This window comes from Gryllotalpicola reticulitermitis (genome assembly GCF_042651345.1).
Taxonomy (GTDB): domain Bacteria; phylum Actinomycetota; class Actinomycetes; order Actinomycetales; family Microbacteriaceae; genus Gryllotalpicola; species Gryllotalpicola reticulitermitis.
Genome location: NZ_JBHSCN010000005.1, coordinates 441,277 through 466,695, shown reverse-complemented (window position 1 = coordinate 466,695; position 25,419 = coordinate 441,277). Strand labels below are relative to the sequence as shown.

Annotated in this window: 20 protein-coding genes; 8 read left to right on the top strand and 12 right to left on the bottom strand. The window is 69.9% G+C overall.

Annotation, left to right across the window (positions count from 1 at the left end; all coding sequences use genetic code 11):
- Window positions 1–280: 280 nt before the first annotated feature.
- Window positions 281–2,884 carry a cell wall-binding repeat-containing protein gene (locus ACFOYW_RS09300; RefSeq protein WP_390228652.1) on the bottom strand — a complete coding sequence of 868 codons (2,604 nt, stop codon included), beginning with the start codon at window positions 2,882–2,884 and terminating at the stop codon, window positions 281–283.
- Between the two features lie 83 nt (window positions 2,885–2,967).
- Window positions 2,968–3,963 carry a stage II sporulation protein M gene (locus ACFOYW_RS09295; protein WP_390228651.1) on the bottom strand — a complete coding sequence of 332 codons (996 nt, stop codon included), beginning with the start codon at window positions 3,961–3,963 and terminating at the stop codon, window positions 2,968–2,970.
- Between the two features lie 18 nt (window positions 3,964–3,981).
- On the opposite strand from ACFOYW_RS09295, the gene ACFOYW_RS09290 reads away from it, so the two are divergent.
- A complete protein-coding gene (locus ACFOYW_RS09290; RefSeq protein WP_390228650.1) occupies window positions 3,982–4,836 on the top strand; it encodes an RDD family protein in 855 nt (284 codons plus the stop codon).
- Between the two features lie 179 nt (window positions 4,837–5,015).
- On the opposite strand, the gene ahcY is transcribed toward ACFOYW_RS09290, so the two are convergent.
- Together ahcY and ACFOYW_RS09280 are read right to left on the bottom strand one after the other, a co-directional pair.
- Entirely contained in the window at window positions 5,016–6,491 is a 1,476-nt protein-coding gene (gene ahcY / locus ACFOYW_RS09285) for an adenosylhomocysteinase (RefSeq protein ID WP_390228649.1), read from the bottom strand.
- An 82-nt stretch (window positions 6,492–6,573) separates the two neighbouring features.
- Window positions 6,574–6,783 (bottom strand): DUF3499 family protein, encoded by a 210-nt coding sequence (locus ACFOYW_RS09280; protein WP_390228648.1) that lies wholly within the window; start codon window positions 6,781–6,783, stop codon window positions 6,574–6,576.
- 67 nt (window positions 6,784–6,850) lie between these two features.
- Here ACFOYW_RS09280 and ACFOYW_RS09275 point away from each other — a divergent pair, with 67 nt between their 5' ends.
- Window positions 6,851–7,297: a metallopeptidase family protein gene (locus tag ACFOYW_RS09275; RefSeq protein ID WP_390228647.1), complete on the top strand. Its 447-nt coding sequence runs from the start codon at window positions 6,851–6,853 to the stop codon at window positions 7,295–7,297.
- A 10-nt stretch (window positions 7,298–7,307) separates the two neighbouring features.
- Here the strand turns inward: ACFOYW_RS09275 and ACFOYW_RS09270 are convergent, their stop codons facing one another.
- The 4 genes from ACFOYW_RS09270 to manA all read right to left on the bottom strand — a co-directional run bounded on the left by ACFOYW_RS09270 (window position 7,308) and on the right by manA (window position 13,697).
- On the bottom strand, window positions 7,308–8,723 hold the full coding sequence (locus ACFOYW_RS09270) for a DUF5719 family protein (RefSeq protein WP_390228646.1): 1,416 nt from the start codon (window positions 8,721–8,723) through the stop codon (window positions 7,308–7,310).
- 2 nt (window positions 8,724–8,725) lie between these two features.
- Window positions 8,726–11,701: a glycosyltransferase family 2 protein gene (locus ACFOYW_RS09265; protein ID WP_390228644.1), complete on the bottom strand. Its 2,976-nt coding sequence runs from the start codon at window positions 11,699–11,701 to the stop codon at window positions 8,726–8,728.
- Window positions 11,702–11,855: 154 nt separating this feature from the next.
- Window positions 11,856–12,179: a WhiB family transcriptional regulator gene (locus tag ACFOYW_RS09260; protein WP_390228643.1), complete on the bottom strand. Its 324-nt coding sequence runs from the start codon at window positions 12,177–12,179 to the stop codon at window positions 11,856–11,858.
- Window positions 12,180–12,368: 189 nt separating this feature from the next.
- Window positions 12,369–13,697, bottom strand: coding sequence for a mannose-6-phosphate isomerase, class I (gene manA / locus ACFOYW_RS09255; protein WP_390228642.1), 1,329 nt, complete (start codon window positions 13,695–13,697; stop codon window positions 12,369–12,371).
- 109 nt (window positions 13,698–13,806) lie between these two features.
- Here manA and ACFOYW_RS09250 point away from each other — a divergent pair, with 109 nt between their 5' ends.
- The 4 genes from ACFOYW_RS09250 to ACFOYW_RS09235 all read left to right on the top strand — a co-directional run bounded on the left by ACFOYW_RS09250 (window position 13,807) and on the right by ACFOYW_RS09235 (window position 19,745).
- Window positions 13,807–15,003, top strand: a complete 1,197-nt coding sequence (locus tag ACFOYW_RS09250) for an acyl-CoA dehydrogenase family protein (protein ID WP_390228640.1) — start codon at window positions 13,807–13,809, stop codon at window positions 15,001–15,003.
- Window positions 15,004–15,025: 22 nt separating this feature from the next.
- A complete protein-coding gene (locus tag ACFOYW_RS09245) occupies window positions 15,026–16,354 on the top strand; it encodes an O-antigen ligase family protein (protein ID WP_390228638.1) in 1,329 nt (442 codons plus the stop codon).
- Window positions 16,351–17,658: an O-antigen ligase family protein gene (locus ACFOYW_RS09240; protein ID WP_390228637.1), complete on the top strand. Its 1,308-nt coding sequence runs from the start codon at window positions 16,351–16,353 to the stop codon at window positions 17,656–17,658. Before ACFOYW_RS09245 ends, ACFOYW_RS09240 begins: the two co-directional genes overlap by 4 nt.
- Before the next feature lie 110 nt (window positions 17,659–17,768).
- A complete protein-coding gene (locus tag ACFOYW_RS09235) occupies window positions 17,769–19,745 on the top strand; it encodes a cell wall-binding repeat-containing protein (RefSeq protein ID WP_390228636.1) in 1,977 nt (658 codons plus the stop codon).
- A 30-nt stretch (window positions 19,746–19,775) separates the two neighbouring features.
- On the opposite strand, the gene ACFOYW_RS09230 is transcribed toward ACFOYW_RS09235, so the two are convergent.
- From ACFOYW_RS09230 to ACFOYW_RS09215, 4 genes are read right to left on the bottom strand one after another with little or no spacing between them, the layout of a single operon-like run.
- Window positions 19,776–20,729, bottom strand: a complete 954-nt coding sequence (locus ACFOYW_RS09230) for a glycosyltransferase family 2 protein (RefSeq protein WP_390228634.1) — start codon at window positions 20,727–20,729, stop codon at window positions 19,776–19,778.
- 26 nt (window positions 20,730–20,755) lie between these two features.
- On the bottom strand, window positions 20,756–21,730 hold the full coding sequence (gene galE, locus ACFOYW_RS09225) for a UDP-glucose 4-epimerase GalE (RefSeq protein WP_390228632.1): 975 nt from the start codon (window positions 21,728–21,730) through the stop codon (window positions 20,756–20,758).
- Window positions 21,731–21,734: 4 nt separating this feature from the next.
- Window positions 21,735–22,229 (bottom strand): DUF2304 domain-containing protein, encoded by a 495-nt coding sequence (locus ACFOYW_RS09220; RefSeq protein ID WP_390228630.1) that lies wholly within the window; start codon window positions 22,227–22,229, stop codon window positions 21,735–21,737.
- Window positions 22,230–22,236: 7 nt separating this feature from the next.
- Window positions 22,237–22,881 carry a glycosyltransferase family 2 protein gene (locus tag ACFOYW_RS09215; RefSeq protein WP_390228629.1) on the bottom strand — a complete coding sequence of 215 codons (645 nt, stop codon included), beginning with the start codon at window positions 22,879–22,881 and terminating at the stop codon, window positions 22,237–22,239.
- A 132-nt stretch (window positions 22,882–23,013) separates the two neighbouring features.
- Between ACFOYW_RS09215 and ACFOYW_RS09210 the strand changes: the two genes are divergently transcribed.
- Together ACFOYW_RS09210 and ACFOYW_RS09205 are read left to right on the top strand one after the other, a co-directional pair.
- Window positions 23,014–24,633, top strand: coding sequence for a DUF2142 domain-containing protein (locus tag ACFOYW_RS09210; RefSeq protein ID WP_390228628.1), 1,620 nt, complete (start codon window positions 23,014–23,016; stop codon window positions 24,631–24,633).
- 73 nt (window positions 24,634–24,706) lie between these two features.
- Window positions 24,707–25,318 carry a hypothetical protein gene (locus tag ACFOYW_RS09205; RefSeq protein WP_390228626.1) on the top strand — a complete coding sequence of 204 codons (612 nt, stop codon included), beginning with the start codon at window positions 24,707–24,709 and terminating at the stop codon, window positions 25,316–25,318.
- Window positions 25,319–25,419: the final 101 nt, after the last annotated feature.

Sequence of the window (25,419 nt, the reverse complement as noted above, 5' to 3'; positions counted from 1 at the left end):
TGTCGTCAGTGGCCGTCGTTCGCGGGCAGGTGGTGGGTGGAGCGTGGCCGTTCATAAGAGGAGCTGAGTCCATTGCGAACCTCTCGCTCCAATCGGCCACAGACGGGACGAGACTGCAGNACGAGAGACCTCCGTGGGTTCGAGCTGGCGAACTAGACAGCTCCAACTCGACCCCGGAGGCCTCTCCTACGTCAACAACGATCCGGGTCAGTACAGCTAGCGCGAGGCCGCGAGGCGATGAGGCCGGGCTCCGCGGGCGCGGCCCACGGCGACCGGCGCCTCAGCAGGTGCTCTCGGGCAGCGCGCTCGACAGCACCGCCGTGCCGCCGACAAGGGTCAGCTGCTTCACGTCGAGGCGCGTGACCTCACTGGTGATGGGACTCGGCAGGCAGCTGGGCTGACTGAGGTAGAGGGGCTCGGCGCGCGCCCCGGCGAGTGAGGCTCCGACGAGCGCGTCGGGGAAGCGCGACCCGTTGGCGAGCAGCGCTGCGTTCGAGGTGCCCGTGTCGAATGTCTTGCCGACGGCCTGCGAGGTGCCGTACCTGTCCGCGCCGGCCAGTCGCGAGGTCGGCGCAGTCCTGCCCAGTCTCGTGACCATCGCGGAGCTCACCACCGTCGTGCCGCCGACCGCATAGATGCGGGTCGGTTTCAGGCGCGCGAGCTGCTTCGCCACCGCGGACGTCGGGTTCGCGCTCGTGCCCGGCACGAGCAGCACCGGGGCATCGATCCGCGTGGCGGCGGACGCGGCAGAGAGTGCGTCAGGGAAGCCCGCACCGGTGGCCACGAACGCCCGCCCGCGCGCGGCCGTGAAGAAGCGCGCGGCTACCGCGGCGCTCGTGGCATAGCGGTCGGCGCCTGACACGCGCACGGGTGAGACCCCCGTCGCGGCCGTGACCTGGCGCGCGACGCCGGCGCTCACCGCATTCGGACCGCCGATCAGATACACGTGCGCCGGCTTGAGGCGCCTGAGCTCCGCCGCGATCGACGACGGCAGCGCGGTCGGCGCGGTCAGCAGCAGCGCGCCCTTCTGCACGGCCGCGGCCGGCGCGGCGGCGAGCGCGTCGGGGTAGTTCGCACCGCTCGCGATCAGCACGGTCTTGGTGCCCTTCGGGAACTCCGACTTGGACACCTGAACCGCGGTGGCGTAACGGTCGGTGCCGGCGACGCGACTTTCGGACGGAGTGATGCGCAGCGGGGTGGCCGAGTTGCCTGTGCCGGTGGCCGCGTACAGCGGCGAGGTGGAGACGACGCGGATGGTGTAGTTGCCGAGCGGCACGGTGCCCTCGCGCACGCTGAAGCTGTTCTCGCCCGAGCTCTCGGTGACCGTGCCGAGCGTGCGCACGGTGCTGCCGCTGACCGCTTCCACGGTCGCCTTCGTGCCGCTCGTCCAGCCCGGGTCGTGCCAGGTCACGGCGTAGCCCGCGGCGGTGGTCGCACATTCGCGGCCCAGCGTGACGTTCGACAGCGTCCAGTTCCGCTTGCCCGGGTCCTCGTTCGGGTCCCACCGCATCGTCGTCACCGTGCCCGAGAAGGCGTAGCGCACCGACGCGCTGGTCTCGGTGAGCACCGACGCGGGCATTCCGAGATCGATGTTCAGCGTCGGCCGGTCGTGGTAGGTGAGCAGGTCCTGCGTCTGGGACACCGGGCGGCCACCGCTCGCCCACATCGCGCGGGCCATGGTGCCGCCGCCCGGTTCGTTGAGCAGGTTGAAGTCGCCCGTGTAGGTCTCGGTGACGGAGAGATAGCGCCACACGGATGCGTTGATCCCGCCGCCCGTCGCGAAGAGCACCTCCGGGTCGTTGCTCGTGTTCGTCGCCGTGAGCTTGCCGCCCGAAAGCTTCTCGCCCGACGCGTTCTTCACCGTGACCGTCGATTTGGATCCCAGCCACTCGTGCCCGAACGTGCTGGTGGCGAAGTCGCCGCAGCCCGCGGCGGACGGCGAGTCGACGATCGGCTGCGGACGCGCGGCGATGTGCACCGCGCTGCCGGGCACGGCCGCGCCGCCGCCGGGCGCCGCGAGGAAGAGGGTGGTGCCGGGCGGGTACGCGGATGCGTCCACGGTCAGCCGGCCGGTCGTCGCGCCGATGTCGGTCGTGCCGGGCTCGACCACCGCACCGCAGGTCTGCGACTCCGCGGCGCAGCTCGTCGCGCCGTTCGACGACCAGTACGGCACAACGGGGTCGCCGGTGATGTCCCAGCTCGCCATCGCGGTCGGGTCGGCACCCGCCTTGTACAGCCGCATGTTGTCGAGCTTGATCGTCACGTCGCTCGCGGGACTCGTGGCGAAGCGGATGCCTTCGATCGTGCCGGCCCAGTTCTTGGTGAGCTTCGGGAACACGTTCACGCCGAGGGGGACGAGGTATTCGTGCCACCCCGGCAGCAGGTTGAACGGCTGTCCGCCCTCGGTCGAGCTGTTCAGGCTGGGGGACGTGAACCACTGGATCGCCGAGGACACCGTGGCCGACGAGTAGGCGTGGATGCTGATGTAGTTGTAGTTCGACGCAGTGATGTGATTCGCCGCGAGGCCGCCGTCGCGGTCCAGATAGAGCGAGCCGGGGTAACCGCCCCACAGCGGCGAGACATACGACCGGGGCTCAGCCGTGTAGCTCAGCACGCCGCCGGACCACTTCGCGTTCGCGACGTCGATGGTCGGCCCGCTGTTGTCGATGAGAAGGTCGGCAGTGTTCGAGTAGTCCCACGCGTCGTGGAACGTCGTGGAGGCGTAGTCCGGGGCCGCCAGGATCGTCGTGCTCACCGGCGTCGCGGTCGTGCCCGCCGCCGCTGCGGGTGCAGCGCCGGCGCTCAGCCCCACGCTTGTCGCCGTGACCGCGAGGGCCAGCGCACCGGCGAAGAGCGCGCTCGAGCGAGCGTTAAGGAGGGGCATGCACCTAAATCAAGCAGCAAGCCGATGATCGGGCTAGCCCCGTTCTGGTGTCATCTGCACCAGAACGAGTCGTGCAAGGACGCTCAGCCCGCGACCAGCTGCGTCGCCCCGCGGTCGGCCTCGTCGAGATCACCGGTCTCGCCGGCCCGCACCGCACGGCCGCCGACGACGAGCATGTAGCTGAGGAATGCGGCGAGCGCGACGGCTCCGATGGAGATCTTGACCCACACCGGAAGGTGCGACGGGGTGACGAACCCCTCGATCACACCCGACACGAACAGTGACAGTACGAGTCCGATCGCGATGATGAACAGCGAGCGGCCCTCTTCCGCGAGCGACCTGGTGCGGGTACGCGGGCCCGGCACGACCCACGCCCAGAAGATGCGCAGGCCGGCGGCGGCCGCGACGAAGATCGACGTCAGCTCGAGCATGCCGTGCGGCAGAACGTAGGAGAAGAACACGTCGCCCTTGCCGAAGGCGAACATCGCGGCAGCGTCTATGCCGAGATTGACGGCGTTCTGGATGACGACGACCACGGGGTACACGCCGGTGATGCCGAACGCGATGCACTGCGCCGCGACCCAGGCATTGTTCGTCCACACCTGGCCCGTGAAGCTGGCCGCGGGGTTCTGCCGGTAATAGTCGACGAACTGGCTGTCGACGAGCGCACGCAGATCTGCCTGCTGCCCGAGGGCGGCGAGCACGGCGTGGTCGCCGTTCACCCAGCTCGCGAGAAGCACTGCGATCAGGATCGACGCGACGCCGACTGCGAGCGTGAGCCAGCGCAGTCGATAGAGCGCAGCGGGCAGCTGCAGCCACAGGAACCGCGGCAGGGCGCGCAGCGGGTTGTCGGATGCCCCGGTGAACCGCAGCCGCGCCCGCGAGAGCGCAACCGACAAGCGGTCGCCGGGGACGCTCTGCCCCACCGTGGAGGCGATCGTCGACAGGTGCGCGGACCCGGTCTGGAACAGCTCGATGAGTTCGTCGGCTTCGGGCCCGGTGAGAGACCGCGCCCGGGCGAGCTCTTCGAGACGGCCCCACTCGGCCCTGTGAGCAGTCGTGTAGGCGTCGAGGTCCATCGTGCTTTGATGATAGCCATGGCCTCGCAGGTGACGACGGTGTTCTCCACCGCCCCGGAACTGAGCCCGCCCGATGAGCTCGTCACCGGTGAGGCGGTCGCTCTCGCAGTGCGCCCCGCCGGCTTCCTGCTGCGTGCTCTCTCGGGCGTGATCGACCTGGCTGCGTCCGTCGCGGTGCTCGCCGTCCTGTTCCTCACGGTCAGCGTGCTGGCCGCGCACCTCGACGCGGCGATCCAGACGGCACTCACTGTCGTGGTGCTCGCGATCTCCGTCCTCGGGTTCCCGATGGCGATCGAGCTCGGCATGCACGGGCGCTCGCTCGGGCGGCTCGCGATCGGCGCACGGGTCGTGCGCGACGACGGCGGCGCAGCAGGCATCCGTCATGCGTTCATCCGTGCGCTCGCGGGTGTGGTCGAGATCTATGCGACTCTCGGCGGTCTCGCCGTGATCGTCGCGCTGCTGAACGGGCGGTCGAAGCGCATCGGCGATCTGCTCGCCGGCACCTTCGCCCAGCACGAGCGCGTGCCCGCACTTTCGGCAACGGGTGTTCCCCTGCCTCCCGTTCTCACCGGGTGGGCCGAGATCGCCGACGTCGCGGCGCTTCCGGACTCGCTGGCGCGGCGGCTCAGCTCGTTCCTCGAGCACCAGGCGCGTCTCTCACCGCAGGCGCGCTTCGGACTGCTGACACAGTTCACGAACGAGACGCTCCCCTACGTGCATCCGGTTCCCGCCGTCGACGCGCTGACGTTCCTCTGCGGCGTGAGCGCGGTGCGGAGGGAACGGGAGTCGCGCGCCCTCGAGGCCGAGGCACGGCGCCTCGCGGCGCTGACGCCGACCCTCGCGCGTCGCCCGAACGCCTTCCCCGAGCGCTGACAGTTCCCGCCCCTCCCCCGCGCGCGCACGCGCACCGGAGCGCCGCAAGTGTGCCCCGTCGGCGCAACTGTGCCCGCTGCAACGGGCGCAGGAGCGCCAAACAGGCACAGTCACTGATCGGTGGACCGGCGGGGGAGAGAGAGAGAGGGTGGGGCGGGGAGAGGGAGTGGGGTGGGGGGCTAGTAGCGGTAGGTGTCCCGCTTGTAGGGGCCCTCGACCGGCACACCGATGTACGCGGCCTGTTCCGCAGTCAGCTCGGTCAGCTCGACCCCGAGCGCGGGCAGATGCAGGCGCGCGACCTTCTCGTCGAGGATCTTCGGCAGCGTGTGCACGCCGATGGGGTAAGCATCCGCTCGCGTGAACAACTCGATCTGCGCGAGCACCTGATTCGTGAACGAGTTGGACATGACGAACGACGGATGCCCCGTCGCGTTGCCCAGGTTCATCAGGCGCCCCTCCGACAGCACGAGCACGCTGCGGCCGTTCGGCAGCCGGTACTCGTGCACCTGCGGCTTGATCTCGACCTTCGTGACGCCCGGCAGCGCCTCGAGGCCGGCCATGTCGATCTCGTCGTCGAAGTGCCCGACGTTCGAGACGATGGCGAGGTGCTTGAGCCCGAGCATGTGCTCGACGCCGAGCACCCGGGTGTTGCCGGTGCAGGAGATGAAGATGTCGATCTCGCCGATCACCTGCTCGAGGCGGGCGACCTGGAATCCGTCCATCGCCGCCTGCAGGGCGTTGATGGGGTCGACCTCGCTCACGATCACCCGCGCACCTTGGCCGCGCAGCGCCTCGGCTGCGCCCTTGCCGACGTCGCCGTAGCCGGCGACGAAGGCGACCTTGCCGCCGATCAGCACGTCCGTCGCGCGGTTGAGACCGTCGATCGCCGAGTGCCTGATGCCGTACTTGTTGTCGAACTTCGACTTGGTGACAGCGTCGTTCACGTTGATGGCCGGGAACAGCAGCGTGCCGCGATCGGCGCGCTCGTGCAGGCGGTGCACGCCCGTCGTCGTCTCCTCCGTCACGCCGATCAGTTCGGCGGCGATGCGGGTGAATCGATCAGCGGATGCTTCGAGCGAACGGCTCAGGGTCGCGAGAAGGGCCCGATGCTCCGCGCTCGCACCAGCCGGCGCCTCGGGCACGGCCCCGGCCCCCTCGTATTCGTGCCCGAGGTGCACGAGCAGAGTGGCGTCGCCGCCGTCATCGAGGATCAGGTTGGGGCCGATCCAGTCCGCCCCGGCCGCCCCGGCTTCCGCGGACCAGTCGAGGACGCGGTCCGCGCACCACCAGTACTCGTCGAGGGTCTCGCCCTTCCAGGCGAACACCGGAACTCCCTGCGGATCGTCGGGCGTGCCGTTCGGCCCGACGACCACGGCGGCCGCCGCCTCGTCCTGCGTGGAGAAGATGTTGCAGCTCGCCCACCGCACCCGCGCGCCCAGCGCGACCAGGGTCTCGATCAGCACCGCCGTCTGCACCGTCATATGAAGGCTGCCCGCGATGCGCGCTCCGGCCAGCGGCTGCGTCGCCGCGTACTCGGCGCGCAGCGCCATGAGCCCCGGCATCTCGTGCTCGGCGAGCCTCAGCTGGTGGCGCCCCGCGGCGGCCAACGTCAGATCACGTACTTTGAACGGCACTGCGGTGGTCACCTGAGTCATAGCGCCATTCTGGCGAGTACTCCCGCGTGCGGCCAGCGTGGGCCGACGCCCCGACGCCCCGACGGGCTAATGGTGCGACGGGCTAGACGTTGCCCATGACCTGGTGACGGACCACTTGCCAGCCTTGCGGCACCGAGAGGCGATCGGCGTGATCGGCGCACAGGTCGAAGCCGTGCGATGACCGGCTCGGGGCGAGGGGACCGACAACGGCCATCGAGTCGGCGTAGTCGAATGTGAGCGTGGCGACCGCCTCGCGCTGGCAGGCGGCCTTCGAGCAGAGACGGTCGAGCATGCGGCCTACATTACGTCGGCGCCGGGCATCCGCTCGGCGCCCCACCGCGCGGACGTAGGATTCGTGCATGCCTCGTTCCCGGCGTCGTGAGACGCAGCCGGCGTCCCCGGCCCCGGCGCGCAATCGGCACGGTCGACGCGGTGTACGGGGGCCGATCACGGGGCCCCACCTGCCGTTGCTGCAAGGTCGCATCGACTTCTTCGAGACGACGGTCGCCTCGTGCGCCGACTACCTCAAGGGGCTGTGGCCGGACGAACTCGCGCCCGTGCGATTCGAGATCGCCGCGGCGCCCGCGAACGCGCTCGGCCCGGACGACGTGGAACGCTGGTCGGTCGATGCCGCGCGCGATCGGATCACGCTCTTCCGCGTGCCGATCGAGCGACTCGCGAAGCTGCACCGCAACGACGAGTACCACCGCCGCATGTTCATCGAGAGCTGCGTCTTCCGCGCCGTCGCCGAGTACCTCGGCAAAGACCCGTGGGAGCTGGCGCCCGAGCGCTACCGGCACTACTGAGGCGAGCGGGCTAGCGGCCGTACACCGTCAGCGAGGAGGCGGCAGCGCCCGTCGGGTAGCCGACGTACGAGGCGAGCATTCCCGAGCTCGCGTAGCTCACCGACGCGTACACGCCCTGCGCATTCGTCGTCGACAGCACGCCGTTGACCGACAGCGCCTTCGCGACCGTGCCGCCCGCCGGGATCTTCGCGGTCCACGTGGTCGGACCCCCGAAACGCACCGTGACGGCCGACCCCGACGTGTTGACGAGGTGCACGACCTTGCCCGCGCCCGCCGCCAGCGGGATCGCCGTGGCTCCTGTCAGCGGCTGCGCCGCGTCGTACCAGGTGAAGTCGGTGCCCTGCTTGCTCACCGTCGAGGTGGTGACGCCGCCGACGATCGGGGCCGTGCTGTCGACCGTGATCGTGTACGTTCCGGACGCCAGCCGGTCGAGGGGAACCTCCGAGACGACACCGTGATCGACGGTGACGCTGAGAGCGGATCCCGCCTTCTTCCCCGACTCCGGCTTGACACCGATGCTGAGCTTCGCATCCGTCTTGCCGACCGGCAGCACCCGCAGAACGGCCACGCCGCCGTCGCCCGAGTCCGATGCGCCGCCACCCGACAGCGCCGTCGTGTCGAGCACCGCCCCCGGGATCACCAGGTGCGATGCCGGCGGCGCGGTGGGCGCCACCCACTCGACGCCCTGCGGGGTGATGCCCGTGAGGTGCGATTCCTGCAGGTGCGCGGTCACCGTGCCACCGGTGCTCGTCACATGGATCGCCGTCGCGCTCGCGTTCGGCGCAAGACCGGCCAGCGGGACGACGTGCTGCGAATGCGGCTGAACCGGCACGCCCTGGCCGCCGCTGGCCTGCACCAGCCCCTGCTCGTCGTAGACGTCGAGGTCGACCGTGGCGGCGACGTCGCCGGGATTCGACAGCACGACGAGCGTCGTCGAGCCGAGTGACGTCGCTCCGCCGACGAGCCAGCTGTCGTAGTCGGGCTGAACGCAGTTCGTGGCAGCGAAACCGGACAGTTCCGCGGTGCGCGCCGACGACGACTGGGCCGCCGCCAGCAGCGGGGACCCGCCGGATTTCGGCGCCGGCTGCTGGAACGCCCGGGGTGCGGTACCGCCGCCCGTGATGTCCGCGGCGCTCAGCGTCGACGAACCCGGGCTCTGGGTTCCGCCCCCGGAGGAGACGCTCGGCGTGCCGGTCGCCGACAGCGCGCTGCCTTGCGCGCCGGAGGCGAGCGAGAGCAACGGCCCCGGACACGCGGCGATCGCGGTGGCCGGGACGGGCGTCACGGTGCGTGATGCGGCTGTGGTGTGCGCGCCGGCGGGCGACACGGTCAGCACGGCGCCGACGACGCACGCAGAGGCGGCGAGCCCCACGATGCCCGCCAGGACTCGCCCCCCGATCCGGGTGGCTGCGGTTCTCGACGCCATGTTCACGCCTCCTCTTCGTACTCGTAGCCGCCGCCGGCGAACGCCGGCTCCGGCTCGATCTGCGTGACTCCGTCGGGCTCGAGGCCGGGCGCATCGTCCGCGGACGGCGCGGACTCATCGAGAGACTCCCCGCCCGGGTCGTCTCCCGTCGCGAGCGCGGCACCGCCCGCCGGTGCGGCGGCAGGCATCCTTCTGCGCGGCGCGCCGGTCTGCGAGCGCCCGATCGGGATCGCGAGCAGCGCGAACACGCCGAAGACGACGATGAGCATCAGCACAACGGCCTGCTGCCGCCAGCCGCCCGCATTCGTCGGCACCAGCACCGCCGGCACCGACTTGGTCGTGCTCCACAGCGTTCCGCTCGTGGTCGCTCCGACCTGCGTGAACAGCGCGTTCCCGTCGAGGGCGGCGGCCGCACGGCGGGTGAACGCCGCTTCCTCGACCCCGGCCGACGGCCCGGTCTCGAGGAAGACGAATGAGATGCCATAGTGCGCGAGATCGGCCGACGCCCGGTAGCCGCTGCGCGAGACCAGATTGACCGCGAGGCGGTCGAGGCGAGCATCGGATGCCTTGCCGCCCGGCGCCGTCGACGCCACCGTGCTCTGCGCCGTGAGCGTATCGCCGCTTCCGTGCACGACGCCGGCGGTGATCGTGTTCGCGTTGTCCGCGGTGACGATGAGGGTCGCCGTGCGCGGCTGCGCGCCGGCCTCGGCGGTCACGTACGCGGGCAGGCGGCCAGCCGCCGAGGCGGTGACGGCCGAGGTGCCGAGAGCGCCGGTCAGTACGAGCGGGACGACGGCGGCGATCGCCCCGACCCCGGCGAGCCACGCCGGCCCGACGCTGAAGCGGCGCAGCCCGGTGAGACCGTGGAGTGCGGCGACGGTCGCGCCGAGCCAGTACAGGCTGAGGCCCGAACCCGACCAGAGCAGCACCGAGTGCGACCCTGAGACGGCGAGCGCGGTGTGCGAGGCGACGAGGGCGGTGCCGAGGCCGAGGAACGCCCCGAGCAGCGCACCGGCCGCGGAAACCCCTGGGCGCACGAAGAGCGCGAGCAGAGCGAGCAGAGCGACCGGCGCGAAGAAGATCACGAGCAGGATGGGGAGCAGGCCGGCCGGCCACCCGAGGAAGCCGCTGAAGCTCTCCCATCCCGACGTGGCTCCCCCCGGGAAGCCGACGAGCAACTGCCAGGACGTGGCCGCCTGACTCGTCACCGGCAGGCCCGGATCGGCGAAGATGCGCTCGGGATGCCCGTTGCCGAGCTGCGTGAGCGCAAGCGGCAGGAAGAGGGCCACAGCAGGAAGCGGCACGAACAGCGCACGGAACACGGCGCGGCCGCTGACGGCCGTCCAGACGACCCACGCGATGGCGAGCGCCGGGATCAGCGAGGGAGAGCACGCGACGAGAGCGGCGGCGAGCAGGGCTGTCACGCCGGAGGCCGCCCACGACCGCCGGGCGAGAACGCCCGCGAGCACGAGCCACGGCAGCAGGACGTGGGCGAGGACGGCCGCCGGGCGACCGGCGGCGAGGGCCGCGAGCAGCGGCGGCCCCATCGCCCAGACGACCGCGAACACGGCGCGGGCGCCGGGGCGCCGGGTCAGCTGCGCGGCGAGCAGCCACGCGCCGAGGGCCGCGACCGGGATCGCGATGAGCCAGACCAGCACGAGCGCGAACGACGGATTCCAGAACGTGACGCTGCCGAGCACGGCGAGCACGGCCTGGAACGGGTCGCTCGGGCCGACGAAGCCGAGCCCGACGTCGCGCCAGCCCCAGCCGAAGCCGCTCCACAGCTGGGACACCGAGTCGGCCTGCGGCAGCAGGCCGCCACCGCCGATGACGGATGCGCCGAGCAGGCGCACGTTGAGCAGAACCGACGCCGCGACCATGGCGAGCACGACCCACCCGCCGCCGGTGCCGAAGAAGTCGATCTCGCGCTTCTCGCCGTGCGCGAGGATGATCGCGGCCTCGCGCGCAAGCATCCGTCTGCGCCGCATCTCGCGCGCGGGCATGCGCAGCGGCCCGATCACGGCCCAGCCGACCCGCTTCGCGCGGCGCACCTTGCGGCGCGCGGTCCCGAGGTGACCGCCGCCGAACGCGGTCTGGAAGGCCGCGGCGAGCTCGCCCCCGATGGCGCCGGGGCGCTTGCCGATGAGGAAGGCGACCGAGCGCACGATCGCGAACGGCACGAGGGAAAGCCAGTACAGCCAGAGCAGAGCGGCAGGCGCGTACGCGAGCCTGCGGTGCAACTGGGCCGCGCGGCGCACCCGATGGCCGACGCGCACGGCCCCGGTGCGCTGCGAGAGCCGCGGACCGACGACGCCGTCGCCGCCGATCGCCACGCGCGCGCCCGGTGCGACGACCACGCGGTGGCCCGCAAGGCGCGCACGCACGCAGAAGTCGAGTCCGCCGTCGACGACGGGCAGTCCCGCGTCGAGGCCGCCGAGCTCGTCGAAGACGCTGTGCCGCACGAGCATGCCCGGCTCGTGCACCCCGAGAACATCGGAGATGCGGTCGTGCTGCCCCTGGTCGAGCTCGTCATCGACGAGGGACACCGCCGACCCGGCGGTCGTCATCGACACGCCGAATCCGCGCAGCCGTGTGCGGTCGTCCCACTCGACGATCTTGGGACCCGCGACGGCCACCGAGGGCGAGACCTCGCCGACCGCGATCAGCTGCTCGAGCGCGCGGGGCTCTGGCGCCGTGTCCTGCGCGAGCAGCCACAGCCACTGGTCGGCGTCGGGCGGCGCGTCGAGCGCGCGCACAGCGGCGGCGACCGCCACCGGGAACGACAGCCGCTCCCTCGTGGCGAGGTGCTGCGTCGGCTCGAACGCGGCGATCGTGGAATCGGCCGCACCGTCGGAGCCGACCTCGATCACGACGACGGAATCGGGCCGGCGAGTCTGGGCTCGAAGCGACTCCAGTGTGCGCTGCACACGCGTCGACCCGCTGCGGGCGACGATGATGGCGGTGACTGTCTGAAGCATCGCGGACAGCCTAGGTAGACGCCATGCGGGCCCTTCGGAGCGCGGCAGGCGCGTCACGAAACCCGGACGAACCCTGAGTGCGTGCCCAACTTGGCGACCGATGCCGCTTCCGCACCGTCAGCGCGTCGCGGCGGCCGAGGACCGCCGCGACAGACTACACAGCCCGCTTGCGCAGCTTCCGGCGCTCGCGCTCGGACAGGCCGCCCCAGATGCCGAAGCGCTCGTCGTTCTGCAGCGCGTATTCGAGGCACTGTGCGCGCACCTCGCACGTTCCGCAGATCTTCTTCGCGTCACGGGTCGAGCCGCCCTTCTCAGGGAAGAACGCCTCGGGGTCGGTCTGCGCGCAGAGCGCGTCGGTCTGCCACGCGAGGGCGTTCTCGTCTTCTTCGACGTCTGCCTGACGAACCCCAGGCACACCCAGACGGACAGGATCAACGAACCAGTCGTCCGGCACTGCGGAGCGATAGCCATCGGTCATATCGAACTCCCCTTCCCCACCAGGTCACCGACGGCGTGTCGATGACCGCCTTTGCCGGTCTCGCGTCTCAGGACGCTTCACCAATTACAGCGGTGTAATTCGCTTCGCGTCAAGTCGCGAATCGTACTGGCATGGCGCCGGATTTGTGCGCCCGGGCGTGTCGGCGTGTCTTAAAAAGGTGAAGTATTTTCAGGATTTGCCCGGGCTCGTGGCAACGAACAACTCACCCCGCCCGCGCACCTCGAGCTCGCCCTCGTCCGGGGTGATGTACACGGCCTGCCCGCGGGCAACGCTGACCGCGCCGTGAGACCCGGCGAGCTCGAGGGAGCCGGAGGTGGCAAGAGCGATCGCCGGAGCCGTGAGACGGATGCGGTACGCGTCGGCCCCCGCACCGGCATCCGTACCCGCCTCCGCACCCGACGCAGCTGCGGCCGCGCCCGACGCGATGTGCACGAGCTCGAAGTCGGGCACTCCCGGACGGAACACCTCGACGCCGCCCTCGATCGCCGGCTCGAGCAGCGGCGCGGGCAGCGGCGTGAAGTCGAGCACGCGCCCGAGCTCGTCGACGTCGACGTGCTTCGGCGTGAACCCGCCTCGCAGCACGTTGTCGCTCGCCGCCATGAGCTCGACGCCGAGCCCCCGCAGATACATGTGGATGTTCCCGGCAGGAAGATAGAGCGCCTGCCCGCGCGTGAGCCGCACGCGATTGAGCAGCAGCGAGAGAGGGACGCCTGCGTCGCCTGGGTACGCGTCGTGCAAGGTGACGACGCTCTCGAACGGCAGGAGCGCCGGATCGAGGGCGTCGACCTCTTCGAAGTCGTCGGCACCCGCCTCGGCGAGCACGAGCCGAGCGGCGCGCATCGTCTCGGCGACGAGGGCGTTCACTTCGGCGCCCCCGCTCAGCAGCCACGTGACGCCATCACGCAGTGCTGCGCCGTCGTCGTCGGCGGCGGTGAGGCGTGCCGCGAACGCCGCGACGGCGGGTGCCGGGCTTCCCGCGTCGGCCGCCACGGCGACCAAGCGCACGAGATCGCTCGCGACGCTCGCCCGATCGCGGAAGCCGCAGAGGGCGTGGAACGTGTCGGAGAGGGCGTAGATCAGTTCGGGCTTGTGGAACGGGTCCTTGTAGTTGCGATGCGGAGCATCGCGCGGAATGCCCGCCGCGTCCTCGCGGGCGAAGCCCTCGGCCGCCTGCTCGGGCGACGGGTGCGCCTGCAACGACAGCGGAGCCGCCGCTGCGAGCACCTTGAGAAGGAACGGCAGGTGTGGGGCCCGGCCGGCCGAGTGGTCGGCGGCGACGAGATCGGGGCCGAGCGCCGTGACGGGATCGGCGGCGATCCACGCGGCGAGGTCGGGGGCGGGCGATGCGCCCTCGATGCGGGCCGGTGAGCCGGGATGCGCACCGAGCCACAGCTCGGCCTCCGGCGCCCCGGACGGCACGCGCCCGAGTAGGCGCGCGATCGCGGTGGGGTCGCCCCACGCGTAGTCGCGGGGCGTGTTGTCGATCCGCACAAACATCCGTCGATCTCCCCGCGTCAACTCGTCAGCAAAGCGACACCACGCTACCAAGAGGCGCCGACACGACCGTAGCGTTGCCCGCGTCCCCCACTCGCAACGGAGCATGACCATGACCATCGAGACCGCCACCGTGTTCGAGCCGCTCGCCGCCGACTTCTACGGCTTCGCAGACGAGCTGAGCGACGACGAGAAGACCGCCCTCGCAAACCTCAGGGCGTTCCTCGAGGCGGAGGTGAAGCCGGTCGTCACCGAGCACTGGGAGAAGGCGACGTTCCCCCGCGAGATCGTCGCGGGCCTGCACCGCACGGGGGTCGCGGCGTTCGGGTGGGAAGAGACCCGACCGTTCCCGAACTCCGCCGTGTTCCGGGGCTTCACGGCGCTCGAGCTGGGCCGGGTCGACGCATCCGTCGCCACTTACATCGGCGTGCAGAACGGCCTCGTCGCAGGGTCGGTGTCGCTGTGCGGGTCGGCCGCGCAGCGCGCGCAGTGGCTGCCGAAGCTCGCATCGGGCGAGGTGATCGGATCCTTCGGCCTCACCGAGCCGCTGTCCGGTTCCGACGCGGCCCAGGGTCTGCGCACCACCGCGCGGCACGAGGGCGACCACTGGGTGCTCAACGGCGCGAAGCGCTGGATCGGCAACGCGACCTGGGGCGACATCACCATCATCTGGGCGAAGGACGAGGCGGACGGCCAGGTCAAGGGGTTCATCGTGCCGAACGACGCCCCCGGCTTCGTCGCGACCAAGATCGAGAACAAGATCTCACTGCGCATCGTGCAGAACGCCGACATCACGCTCACCGACGTGATCGTGCCCGACGAGAACAAGCTCGAGAACGCGAACTCCTTCCGCGACACCGGGCGCGTGCTCCGGCACACCCGCGCCGAGGTCGCGTGGGAGGCCGTCGGCATCGCGGTCGGAGCGTACGAGGCGGCGCTCGCCTACTCGACGCAGCGCGCCCAGTTCGGCAAGCCGATCGCCTCGCATCAGCTCGTCCAGGACCTGCTGGTCAAGTCGCTGGGAAACATCACGGCGTCGCTCGCACTCGTCGTGCAGGTGTCCCGAATGCTCGACCGAGGGGCCCAGCGCGACGAGCACTCCGCCCTCGCGAAGGCCTTCGCCACGAGCAAGATGCGCGAGACCGTGGGCTGGTGCCGCGAGGTGCTCGGCGGCAACGGAATCGTGCTCGAGTACGACGCCGCCCGGTTCTTCGCCGACGCGGAGGCCATCTATTCGTACGAGGGCACGCGCGAGATGAACACGCTGATCGTCGGACGGGCGATCACAGGTCAAGCCGCGTTCATCTAGGGAGCATCGCTAGCCTGAACGCATGACGAAACCGGTGCGCGTTGTTCACCCCGTTGCCGGAATCCTCGCCACCCTCAGCTTCTTCACCCTCTTCGCGGGCGACTTCTGGCGCGACCTGATCGGCTGGCCGGCGTACCTCGTGCTCGCGGGCGTGCTCGCGATCGGCAACGCGATCTGGCTCGTCGTCGCGCGGCCGTCGCTGCGGTTCCGCAAGTGGCCGAAGATGCTGCTGCTGCTCATGGCGCTCGCGATCGCGTCGATCGCCTGGGCGCGCTACACGGGGGTCAGCGGCCCGGGCGGCCACGTCGATGTGCTGCTCGGCGTGCTCGCGATGCTGTCGGCGGCCATCGGCGCGCTGGCGCCCGGGCTGATCCTCACGCCCACGCAGCTGCTCAAAGTGCTGGGCGCCGCATTGCGCTGGGTGATCGGCCTCTCGATCCTCTTCGAGCTGTTCGTGTCGCTCGTCGTCAGGCATCCGATCCTCCCCGTCGTGCGCGTCGCGGGCATCGACTACCACCAGAAGCACCTGCCTGCGCCGTTCTACTGGAGCCGGGACCTGCTCTTCCACGGCGGCCAGATCCAGGGCATCGTCGGCAACGGCGACCTGCTGGCGATGGTCGTGCTCGTCGGGCTCATCGTGTTCGCCCTGCAGCGCGCCGACGGCGTCTCGCGGCCCTTCTGGGGAACCTTCTGGATCGTGCTCTCCGGAATCGAGCTCGTGCTCGCGCGCTCCTCGACGGTCTGGGTCGCCACCGTCGCGACCGCCGTGATGTTCGCCTTCGCGATGTGGGCGAGGCGCATCGGCCAGCGCGGCCGCGGCAAGCTGTACCTCACCGGGGCGCTGCTGCTCGTTGCGGTCGTGGGCGGCGTCCTCGTCGCGTGGAACGAATTCACGGCGCTGTTCGGCAAGACGCCCACGCTCACCGGGCGCACGGACATCTGGCAGCAGGTGATCCCCCTCGCGCAGGAGCACCCCGTGTTCGGCTGGGGCTGGCTCGGCTACTGGGTGCCGTGGGCGAAGCCGTTCTCGGGCCTCGCGATCCGCAGCGGCGTCGAGTACCTGCAGGCCCACAACGCCTGGCTCGACATGTGGCTGCAGCTCGGCATCGTCGGTGTCGTCGTGTTCGCCTGCCTTGTGCTCACCACGCTCGGGCGCGCGTGGTTCCTGGCGGTCGACCGGCCGCTGACGGATGCGTCGACGAAGCATCCGTTCACCGCCGTCGCCCTGCTCCCCCTGCTCGTGTTCACGGCACAGCTCGTCCAGTCGCTCGCCGAGAGCCGCATGCTCATCGAGAGCGGCTTCGCGATGCTCGTGCTGTGGTCAGTGACGACCAAAGCGCAGCGACCATGACCGATGGCGGGCCCTGGCGCGCCTTCGACGAGCCTCTGCGCCGCTTCGCCGGCTCCGAGCAGTTCGCGGACGCTCTCGCGCTCGCCATCATGGGGACCGCCTTCGGCGCCTTCGCGATCATCCAGGTGATCGGCTGGCCGGGACTCGTCGGCGCGCTCGGCGCGCTGGTGGTCCTCGCATCCGTGTCGTTCGTCGGCCGGCGCGATCGCGTCGAATGGCACGGCCTGCTGCCGATCTCGCTGATCGTGTTCGTCGGCTGGTGCGCCGTGAGCGGACTGTGGAGCGCCAACCCCGGCACCACGCTCGCCTCCGCCCTGTATCAGTGGTCGTGGGCGTTCCTCGCGATCTACCTCGCGCTCGTGCGTGACACGGGCCAGCTCGTGCGCACCGTCGGCGATGTCCTGCGGTTCCTGCTCAGCTTCTCGATGGCGCTCGAGGTGTTCAGCGGCCTCCTGTCCACTCAGCCGGTGCACTACCTCGGAGTGAGCGGGACGATTGCGCACGGCGGCCCGATCGAGGGCATCTTCGGCACGCGCAACGCGCTCGCGCTCGTCTCGGTCATCGCGCTCGTGACCTTCTTCGTCGAGTGGCGCACCCGCTCGGTTCGACGCGGCACCGCCGCCTACTCGCTCGTCATTGCCGCGGCGAGCGCGGCGCTGTCGAAGTCGCCCGTAGCGGTCGTCGTGCTCGTGCTGGTGGCCGCCAGTGCGCTGTTCCTCTGGCTGCTGCGCAGCATCAGGCACGAGCGCGCGCGGTTCAGCGTGCAGATCGTGCTCGCGGGTGTCACGGTCGCGGCGGGTATCGCCGCCTGGATCCTGCGCGACAGCATCATCGCGCTGCTCGACGCGCGCAGCACCCTGCTCGTCCGGCACGAGCTGTGGATCCACATGTGGGTGCTCAGCAAGGAGCGGCCGCTGACCGGTTGGGGTTGGACCGGCCTGTGGCACGGCCAGGAACTGCCGTACAACATCATCAATGCGCTCTCGACCGTGCCGCACCCGAATGGCCTCAACGCCTACCTCGACGTGCTGCTGCAGCTCGGCATCGCGGGGGTGCTGATCTTCGGAGTGCTCACCGTGCTCGCCCTCGGCCGGTCGTGGCTCGTCGCGTCGAACCTGCCGCACGTGATCCACATCTGGACGCCGCTCGTGCTCATCACCCTGCTCGCGACCTCGGCGGCCGAGTCGTCGATCCTCGTGGACTACGGGTGGGTGCTGCTCGTCATCTGCACCGTCAATGCGGCGCAGAACATGAGCTGGCGCAGCGCCCTGCCGCGTGCGACGCGGCCACTGCGCGCGCGCTGACGCAGCATCGCCCCCGGTTTGGGGCCGCACAGCCGGGTTGCACGCTGCCACCATGGGCTGGGCGGCTGCATGCTGCGGACAACAGGGGGCACGTGCGGATGCAACGGTGGATGACCATCGCGACAACGGTCCTGATCGCGATCGCGGCGGTGATCGTGCCGGGCGTCGCGGCGCACGCGGAAGGCACCGGACCCATCAACCTCATCGGGTCGTTCGACAGCGCGCGCTTCATTGCGGGCGAGGGTGTCGTACTCACGGGATGGGTGATCGACACCGATGACCCGACCGCGACCGACAACTACATCGACCTAAGCCAGACGGTCGGCGGCGTCACACTCGATCATTTCAATGAAGACTTCCACGTGAACGCCGCGCGCCCTGACGTCGCCAAAGCACATCCGAGTGCCGGGGCGGACCACGGGTTCGACTGGGATCTCGGGTTCCCCTCCCCCGGGACATACACCTACTGCATCGCCGCTGCGTCCCAGGAAGGCATCTACACGGGCGCCGGTCACGACAAATACTTCGAGAAGCCGCTCGGCTGCCGAACGGTGACCGTGCCGAAGCAGATGGTCAGCGGTGCGCTCCTCAGTTTCGGCCCCAACCCTGCAGGTCCCGGGGTCTCCTACTCCGGCTGGACGGCCTCCAATTACGGGCACCCCACCGGGACGTACACAGGCCGCGCCACGCTGACGATCTCCCCGGACGCCGGCGGCCCAGCCATCACCGAGACCAGCGACTTCACGGGCACCTCGACCCGCGCCTTCGCGCCTCAGCAGCCGGCGCAGAATTTCAGCGGCGTGATCCCCGGTGACGACTCGAGCAATGTGGCCGGGACGTATCGGCTGTGCGTGTCCGTGAACGCGCAGCTGGGGACCGCCCCGTTGCAGACGATCGCATGTTCTTCCGTCCACCTGCTGACGTTCGGCGCCGTCACCGTGCCGCCGCAGAGCGCTCCGCAGCGAGGAGCCACTGTGATCTCACCGGCCCTCCCGTTCACTCCGGCTCCGACGTCGACCGGCACCCAGTGGCAGCTCGACGGTGAGGTGATCTCGACAGGCTCACGACTGACGCTCTCCTCGTCAACGGTCGGCCACTACCTCGACGGCGTGGAATGGGCAGCGAGGCCGGGCTACGTCAGCGCCGCGGAGCAGCTCGCCGCGGGCGTTGTCTCCATGCCCGGGGTCAGCACCGCACGGGCCGCCGGTTCCGATCGGTTCGCGACGGCCGTCGAGCTCTCGAAGCAGAGCTTCCCCGACTCGGCGAGCGGAGCGCGAACGGCGTACCTCGCGTCAGGCACCGGCTTCGCCGACGCCCTATCGGCGGCGCCGGCGGCGGCCGTGGCGGGCGGGCCCCTGCTGCTCACCAACCCGTCCTCGCTCCCCGCAGTCGTCGCAACCGAGCTCAAGCGGCTGCATCCCAGCAGAATCGTCATCGTCGGGGGCACCAGCGCCGTCTCGCCCGCGGTGGCGACTGCCGCAGGGCGCATCGCACCGGTGACACGCCTCGCCGGAGCGGACCGCTATGCCACCTCGCGCGCCGTTGCGGCATACGCGTTCCCTCATGGCGCGAACGGCGCATATGTCGCAAGCGGCGCGACATTCCCCGACGCCCTCTCAGCCGGCGCTGCGGCCGGGCACGCTCACGAGCCGGTGCTCCTCACCACGCCCGGTTCGTCCCCAGCGGTGACAGCGCTCACCACCACGCTTCGCGAACTCGGTGCCACGCACGTCACGATCGTCGGCGGCACGAGCGCCGTGTCATCGTCGGTGCAGGGCGCTCTGGCGGCCTCGACGCGGGTGACCCGGCTCGCCGGGGCCAACCGCGACACGACCTCCCAGGCGATCGGCTCGAACGCCTTCACCCACGCCGCGACCGTGTATCTCGCGAGCGACACCGCCTTCCCCGACGGGCTCGCCGGCTCAGCGGCAGCAGCCCGTGCCGGCGGACCGCTGTTCGTTATCGGGGACTGCGTGCCGACTGCGGTCATCGACGCGATCGCGCGACTCGGGGCGACCAAGGTGGTCATCGTCGGGGGCGAGAACGCACTCAACGACACGATCAACCGGCTGTACGCCTGTCGCTGACAGCTCGACTAGGCCCGCCACGGAAGGTCGCTAGGCGCGCTGCAGGAGGTCGCGGAGGATGTCGAACCTCCCGCGGCTCGCGAACCGGCCGTAGCCGCCCGCGATCATGAGACGGGTGACGGATGCCGTGCGCAGTGCCCTGGCCCGAGGCATCCGTGCGCGCACCCGCTCGAACTGCGCCTTGTCGTTGGCCGCCGCCTTGAGCGCGTCGGGCACGTCGTCGAGCGCCGCGAGTCGGGCGGCCAGTTCCGCGAACTTCAAGGCCAGCACGCGATTCCGGTCGCCGCGCGGCTCGCCGACGACCCGGTTGACCTTGCGCCGCAGCGTCGGTGCCTCGACGCCGATCTGATTCGCCCCGTGCAGGCGGTAGTCGACGGTGGGCTCGCGCAGCACGCGCAGGCCGCCGTAGCTCGCCGCGATGGCGGCCAGCCACTCGTCGTGCACCCACGTCTCGGGGAAGGGCAGCGCGCGCTCGAGCAGCGAGCGGCGGAACAGCACCGTCGCGCCCGTCGCCAGATTGCGGCGCAGCACGGCGTCGAATCCACGACCGGATTCCTCGAGCCGCAGCTCCTCGTCAGGCACCTCGAGCTGCTCGAACATCGTCGAGCCGAGCGGTTCGCCGTCGGGGCCGACGAGTCGGGCATCCGAATGCACGAGCAGCGCGGAAGGATCATCGAAGACCGCAGTGGCGCGCTCGAGCTTGTCGGGATGCCAGATGTCGTCCTGGTCAGCGAGCGCCACGAGGTCGCCGGTCGCGTGCCGCACGGCCTGCTCGAAGTTCTTGGTCACCCCGAGCGGTGGCCGGTTCTCGAGCAGGGTCATGCGGACGCCGGCGTCGGCCGCGAGGCGCCCGGCGAGCGCGACGGTGCCGTCGCTCGAGTCGTCGTCCGAGACGATCAGCTCCGCGACGGGCACGGTCTGCGTGAATACGCTGTGCAGCTGCTCGGTCAGATAGCTCGCGCCGTTGCGCGTGCACAGCGCCACCGAGATCCTCGGGGCCGCGGCAGGGCTCACAGTTTGACGCGGGCGAGATGCGCCGCCCACGCGGAGGTGATCATGTCGTCGACCGTGTGGGTCGCATGCCAGCCCAGGGCCTCGGCGATGCGCGCCGGCGACGCGACGATGTACGCGGGGTCCCCGAGTCGTCGCGCCTCGATGACCGGCTCGAGCTCGGAACCCGTGACCTCGAGGATGCGGCGCACGATCTCCCGCACGCTCGTGCCCTCTCCGCTGCCGACGTTCAGCACGACATTGCCCGGCGCGGAGCCGTCGAGCAGTGAGAGCGCCGAGGTGTGCGCCTGCGCGAGGTCGGCAACGTGGATGAAGTCCCGAACGCACGTGCCGTCGTCGGTCTCGTAGTCGTCACCGAAGATGCGGGGCGCCTCACCGCGGTCGAGTCGCTCGAAGACCATCGGAATGAGGTTGAGTGCCGCCGGATCGCCGAGCTCGGGGGTCGCCGCACCCGCGACGTTGAAGTAGCGCAGGCTGACGGCCGTGAGGCCGAAGCCGGTGGCGGCGGCCGTGATGAGCTGCTCGCCGACGAGCTTCGTCGCGCCGTACGGATTGATGGGGCGCGGCTCGACGGACTCGTCGATGGCGGAACCCTCCGCGGAGCCGTACACGGCGGCCGATGAGGAGAACACGAGCTGAGTGACGGATGCGCGTTCCATGCCCAGCAGCAGATTGGCGAGGCCGCCCACGTTCTGCTGGTAGTACCACGCCGGCCGTCTCACGGATTCGCCGACCTGCTTGCGGGCCGCGAAGTGCATGACGGCCTCGGTGCCGTGCGCGGCGAGCGCGTGCGCCAGCGCGTCGGGCGCGAGGTCGGAGGCGAGGTCGATGCGCTCGACCGGAGCGCCGTCGACCTCATCGACGCGGCACCTCAGCAGGTCGTCGACCACGACCACATCATGGCCGGCGGCGTGCAGCGACGTCACGACGTGCGAGCCGATATAGCCGGCTCCGCCGGTGACCAGGACACGCATGGTCCTAGTCTGCCGTGCCCGCCCCGGTCGAAGCTGTGCGCACCGCCGGGGCCGCCGCGTCGGCGCCGATCGTGGCACCAGTCGTGGCGGCGGCTGCGGCGGCATTGCCTGCGGTACGGGACTCGGCGGCGGGGCCGGCGATCTCGGCGGTCGGGCCGGCGGCGAGCCTCGCCTCAGCGAGCGCGAGCCGGCGCGCGATCAGGGTGATCTGTCGTTCCGTGTGGCGGCTGCGCCGCTGCTGAACCAGGGCGTTCCCGACGAACACCACGATCAGGCCGTAGAGCAGCAGGTCCGCCCCGCGCCCGACGCCGACGGCGTGCGCCACCTGGTTCAGGGCGTTGGGGAAGATGACCGCCAGCACAGTGAGCGCCAGCACGAGCACCATCAGCAAGCGGCGGATGGCGAGGTGGCGCGCCCCGCGGCCCGGCAGCATGAGGAACACCCCGAACGCCACGAAGACGATGATCAGGATCACTTTGATGACAGGCTGACTCTCCACGGTTTCCTCAGTTCAGGAACAGGTCGCTCAGGATGTTGATCGAGTTCCAGATCGACTGGCCCTTCGCCCGCGAGTAGTCGGTGTAGACGACGTGAACCGGCTGCTCCGCGTAGCGCAGCTTCTTCTTCCCGATCTCACCGACGATCTCGGATGCGTGCGCCATGCGGTTCTGGTTGATCTCGATCGCCGCGGCCGCGTCGCGGGTGAACGCACGCAGCCCATTATGGGCGTCAGTGAGGCGGATGCCGGCGCTCGCGCGCTCGAAGAACACGGCGAGGCGCAGCACGAGCCGCTTGAGTCCGGTCACGTCGGTGCGGCCGTCGAGGAAGCGCGAGCCGAGCACGACGTCGAGAGGCTCGGCTGCGAGGCGCGCGACCATGGCCTGGGCATCCGTCACCAGATGTTGCCCGTCCGCGTCGAAGGTGACCACGAAGTCGCAGCTCGGCTGTGCGACCGCGTAGTCGATGCCCGTCTGCAGCGCTGCGCCCTGACCGAGATTGATCGGATGCTGCACCACCACAGCACCGGCAGCCGATGCCCGGGAAGCAGAGTCGTCACTCGAGCCGTCGTCGACGCACACGATGTGCGGGAAGACAGTCAGGGCGTCTTCGACGACCGAGGCGATGACCGTGGCTTCATTGAACAAGGGCACGACGAGCCAGGTTCGTTCTTCTGCTGGGGCGCTGATAAGACTCTCCTTCGGAGAAGGATTCTATCCGCGCCCCGATACGATTGAGCCCACGCCGCACGCCCTTCACGAAGACAGCCAGAGGTTCCACAGCACATGAGCAATGCCGTCGCCGCCCCTTCGCGTAAGGAATGGTGGCGACGCAACGGCGCGCTGCTGCTCGTGCCGGTGTTCCTCTTCGTCGCGCTGATCGCGTGGGCTGCTTCGTCGCCCATCGGCTCGTCGCCCGACGAGGATTTCCACCTCAACAGCGTGTGGTGCGGGCTCGGCGAGCGGCCGGGTCTCTGCGAGGCGGGCCCCACCCCCAATGAGCGCGATACGCCGTTCGTGCTGTCGCACATCGCGTGCTACTCGGGCCAGCTGACTCAGACCGGCGCCTGCCAGTGGCTGTGGGACCGCACCATGACGCCCACGAGCCGGCTCAACGTCACCGGCATCTACCCGCCGCTCTTCTATGCCGCGATGAGCGTCTTCGCCGACACCGACCACATCGTGCGGTCCGTGCTCCTCATGCGGCTCGTCAATGTTCTGCTCTTCCTCGGCCTCGGCGCCGCCCTCTATGCCCTGCTACCGCCACCGCGTCGCTTCACGATGGTGATGTCCTGGGTCGTCACGATCGTGCCGCTCACCGCCTTCCTCATCGCCGCGGTGAACCCGAGCAGCTGGGCCATCGCCGGCTGCGGCACGGCGTGGCTGGCCGCGCTCGGATTCTTCGAGAGCACGGGCAGACGCCGGGTCGGTCTCGCCATCGTCACCCTGATCGCCACGATCATGGCTGCAGGGTCGCGCGGTGACGCCGCGATCTACTGCGTGATCGGCGTGGGCGTCGCCGTCGTCATCGGCCTGACGCGCCGAGGCCGGTTCTGGCGGCCGCGCACGCTGTGGCTGCCCATCGTGGTTCTCGTACTCGGGGTGGTCGGTCTGCTGTCGGCGCAGCAGAGCCGCGCGGTGATCGGCGCGACACGACTGGCGCTCGGCCTCGGCAGCGGAACGGGCGGGGCGAGCATCGGGTCAGATCACGTCGCTCTCGCCAGCGTCGTGACGGCCGCGGCGACCCCGGGTGACAACGGCGGCATCGGACTGCTCTTCCGGAACGCGATCCAGCTCCCGTACCTGTGGACCGGCGCCCTCGGCAGTGGACCGCTCGGCTGGCTCGACACCCCGATGCCTGCGCTCGTCGCCGCCGTCGGCACCTTCGCATTCGGCGCGATCGTGTTCCTCGGGCTGCGTCATCTCGACTGGCGCAAGACGACCGCCATCGTCGCATTGGCCGTGCTCCTCATCGTGATCCCGCTCTACGAGCTGCAGATCGCAGGCCGGCTCGTCGGCAACAGCGTGCAGCCGCGCTATCTGCTGCCGCTCCTCATCGTGCTCGCGGGCGTCGCGACGTTGCCGGTCGCGGGCAAGACGCTCTCACTGACGCCGCTGCAGCGCAACGTGCTCATCGTGTGCATCGCCGTCTCGAACTGCGCGGCGCTGTACGCCAATATGGCGCGCTACGTGCACATCGAGACAGCGCAGACGTTCGATCTCAATCACTTCATCGCCTGGTGGTGGGGGGCCCTCATTCCGAGCCCGATGGCCGTCTGGGCCATCGGCAGCCTCGCCTTCGCCGCCGCACTCGCGATCGCGGTCGTGCGGACCCCGGCTGTGCCGTTCGCCGCCGACGTCGCCGCCGCCGAGGAGCCGCGCCAGGAGGCGCACCTCACACGGTAGCGGGTGCCGGGCGCTCGCGGCCCGGATGTGTATGCGAGTGTGGTGCGGATAACTCGGGCACGGCGAGCTGCTCATGCCGATCCTGTACCTGGACTTTCCGGGAGTCGATGAGGAGGAACCCGCGGACGAGGCAGTTTCGCTCGTAAAACGCTTTCATTGGGTCGATTGGAGGGACAACCGGTTTGCCGACGTTGGTAGTCGAGAGTACCGACTCGGCGTGGCAGAGATGGCGGCTCGTCTCGTCGAGGCGAATCGCGTTGCGGAGCATGCCGAGATCGTTGACCTGGCGATTCAGCGTGCCGATGATGAAGATGAAGGCGTCATTGAGTTACTCGCACGATTTGAAGTTACTCTGCCCGACGTTTCTGCCACGACGCAAGAGATAGGTAGCGTCATTGTTGAAATCGGCGCACTCGCTGAGGAGTCGGGCGAAGAGATTCAGAAACCAGCGAATCAGACCTTCGCGAAGGGGCTGAACCTCGTACGTAGATTCGCCAAGAATCTTGCCGAACCTGTGGCCCGTATCAAGTCGCTCGGCGACGATTTCACTCGTCAGCTCCTGATGTTGACCTCGGAGTCCGAGCGATCATTGAGCGAACGCCCGAAGAACCCGAGAGCGCTCACGAATTTTGCACGTTCTTTGATCAAATCAGGGAGCTTGTTACCAACGCGGAGGCCGGGCTAGGCAGCGTTCAAGGGCTTATCGACTCGACAGCCCCGTCGAAAAGCTGTCGCGAGATCTTCGCGCCCCGATTCGAGACCTTCGGGTGAGTCTAACCAGACTCG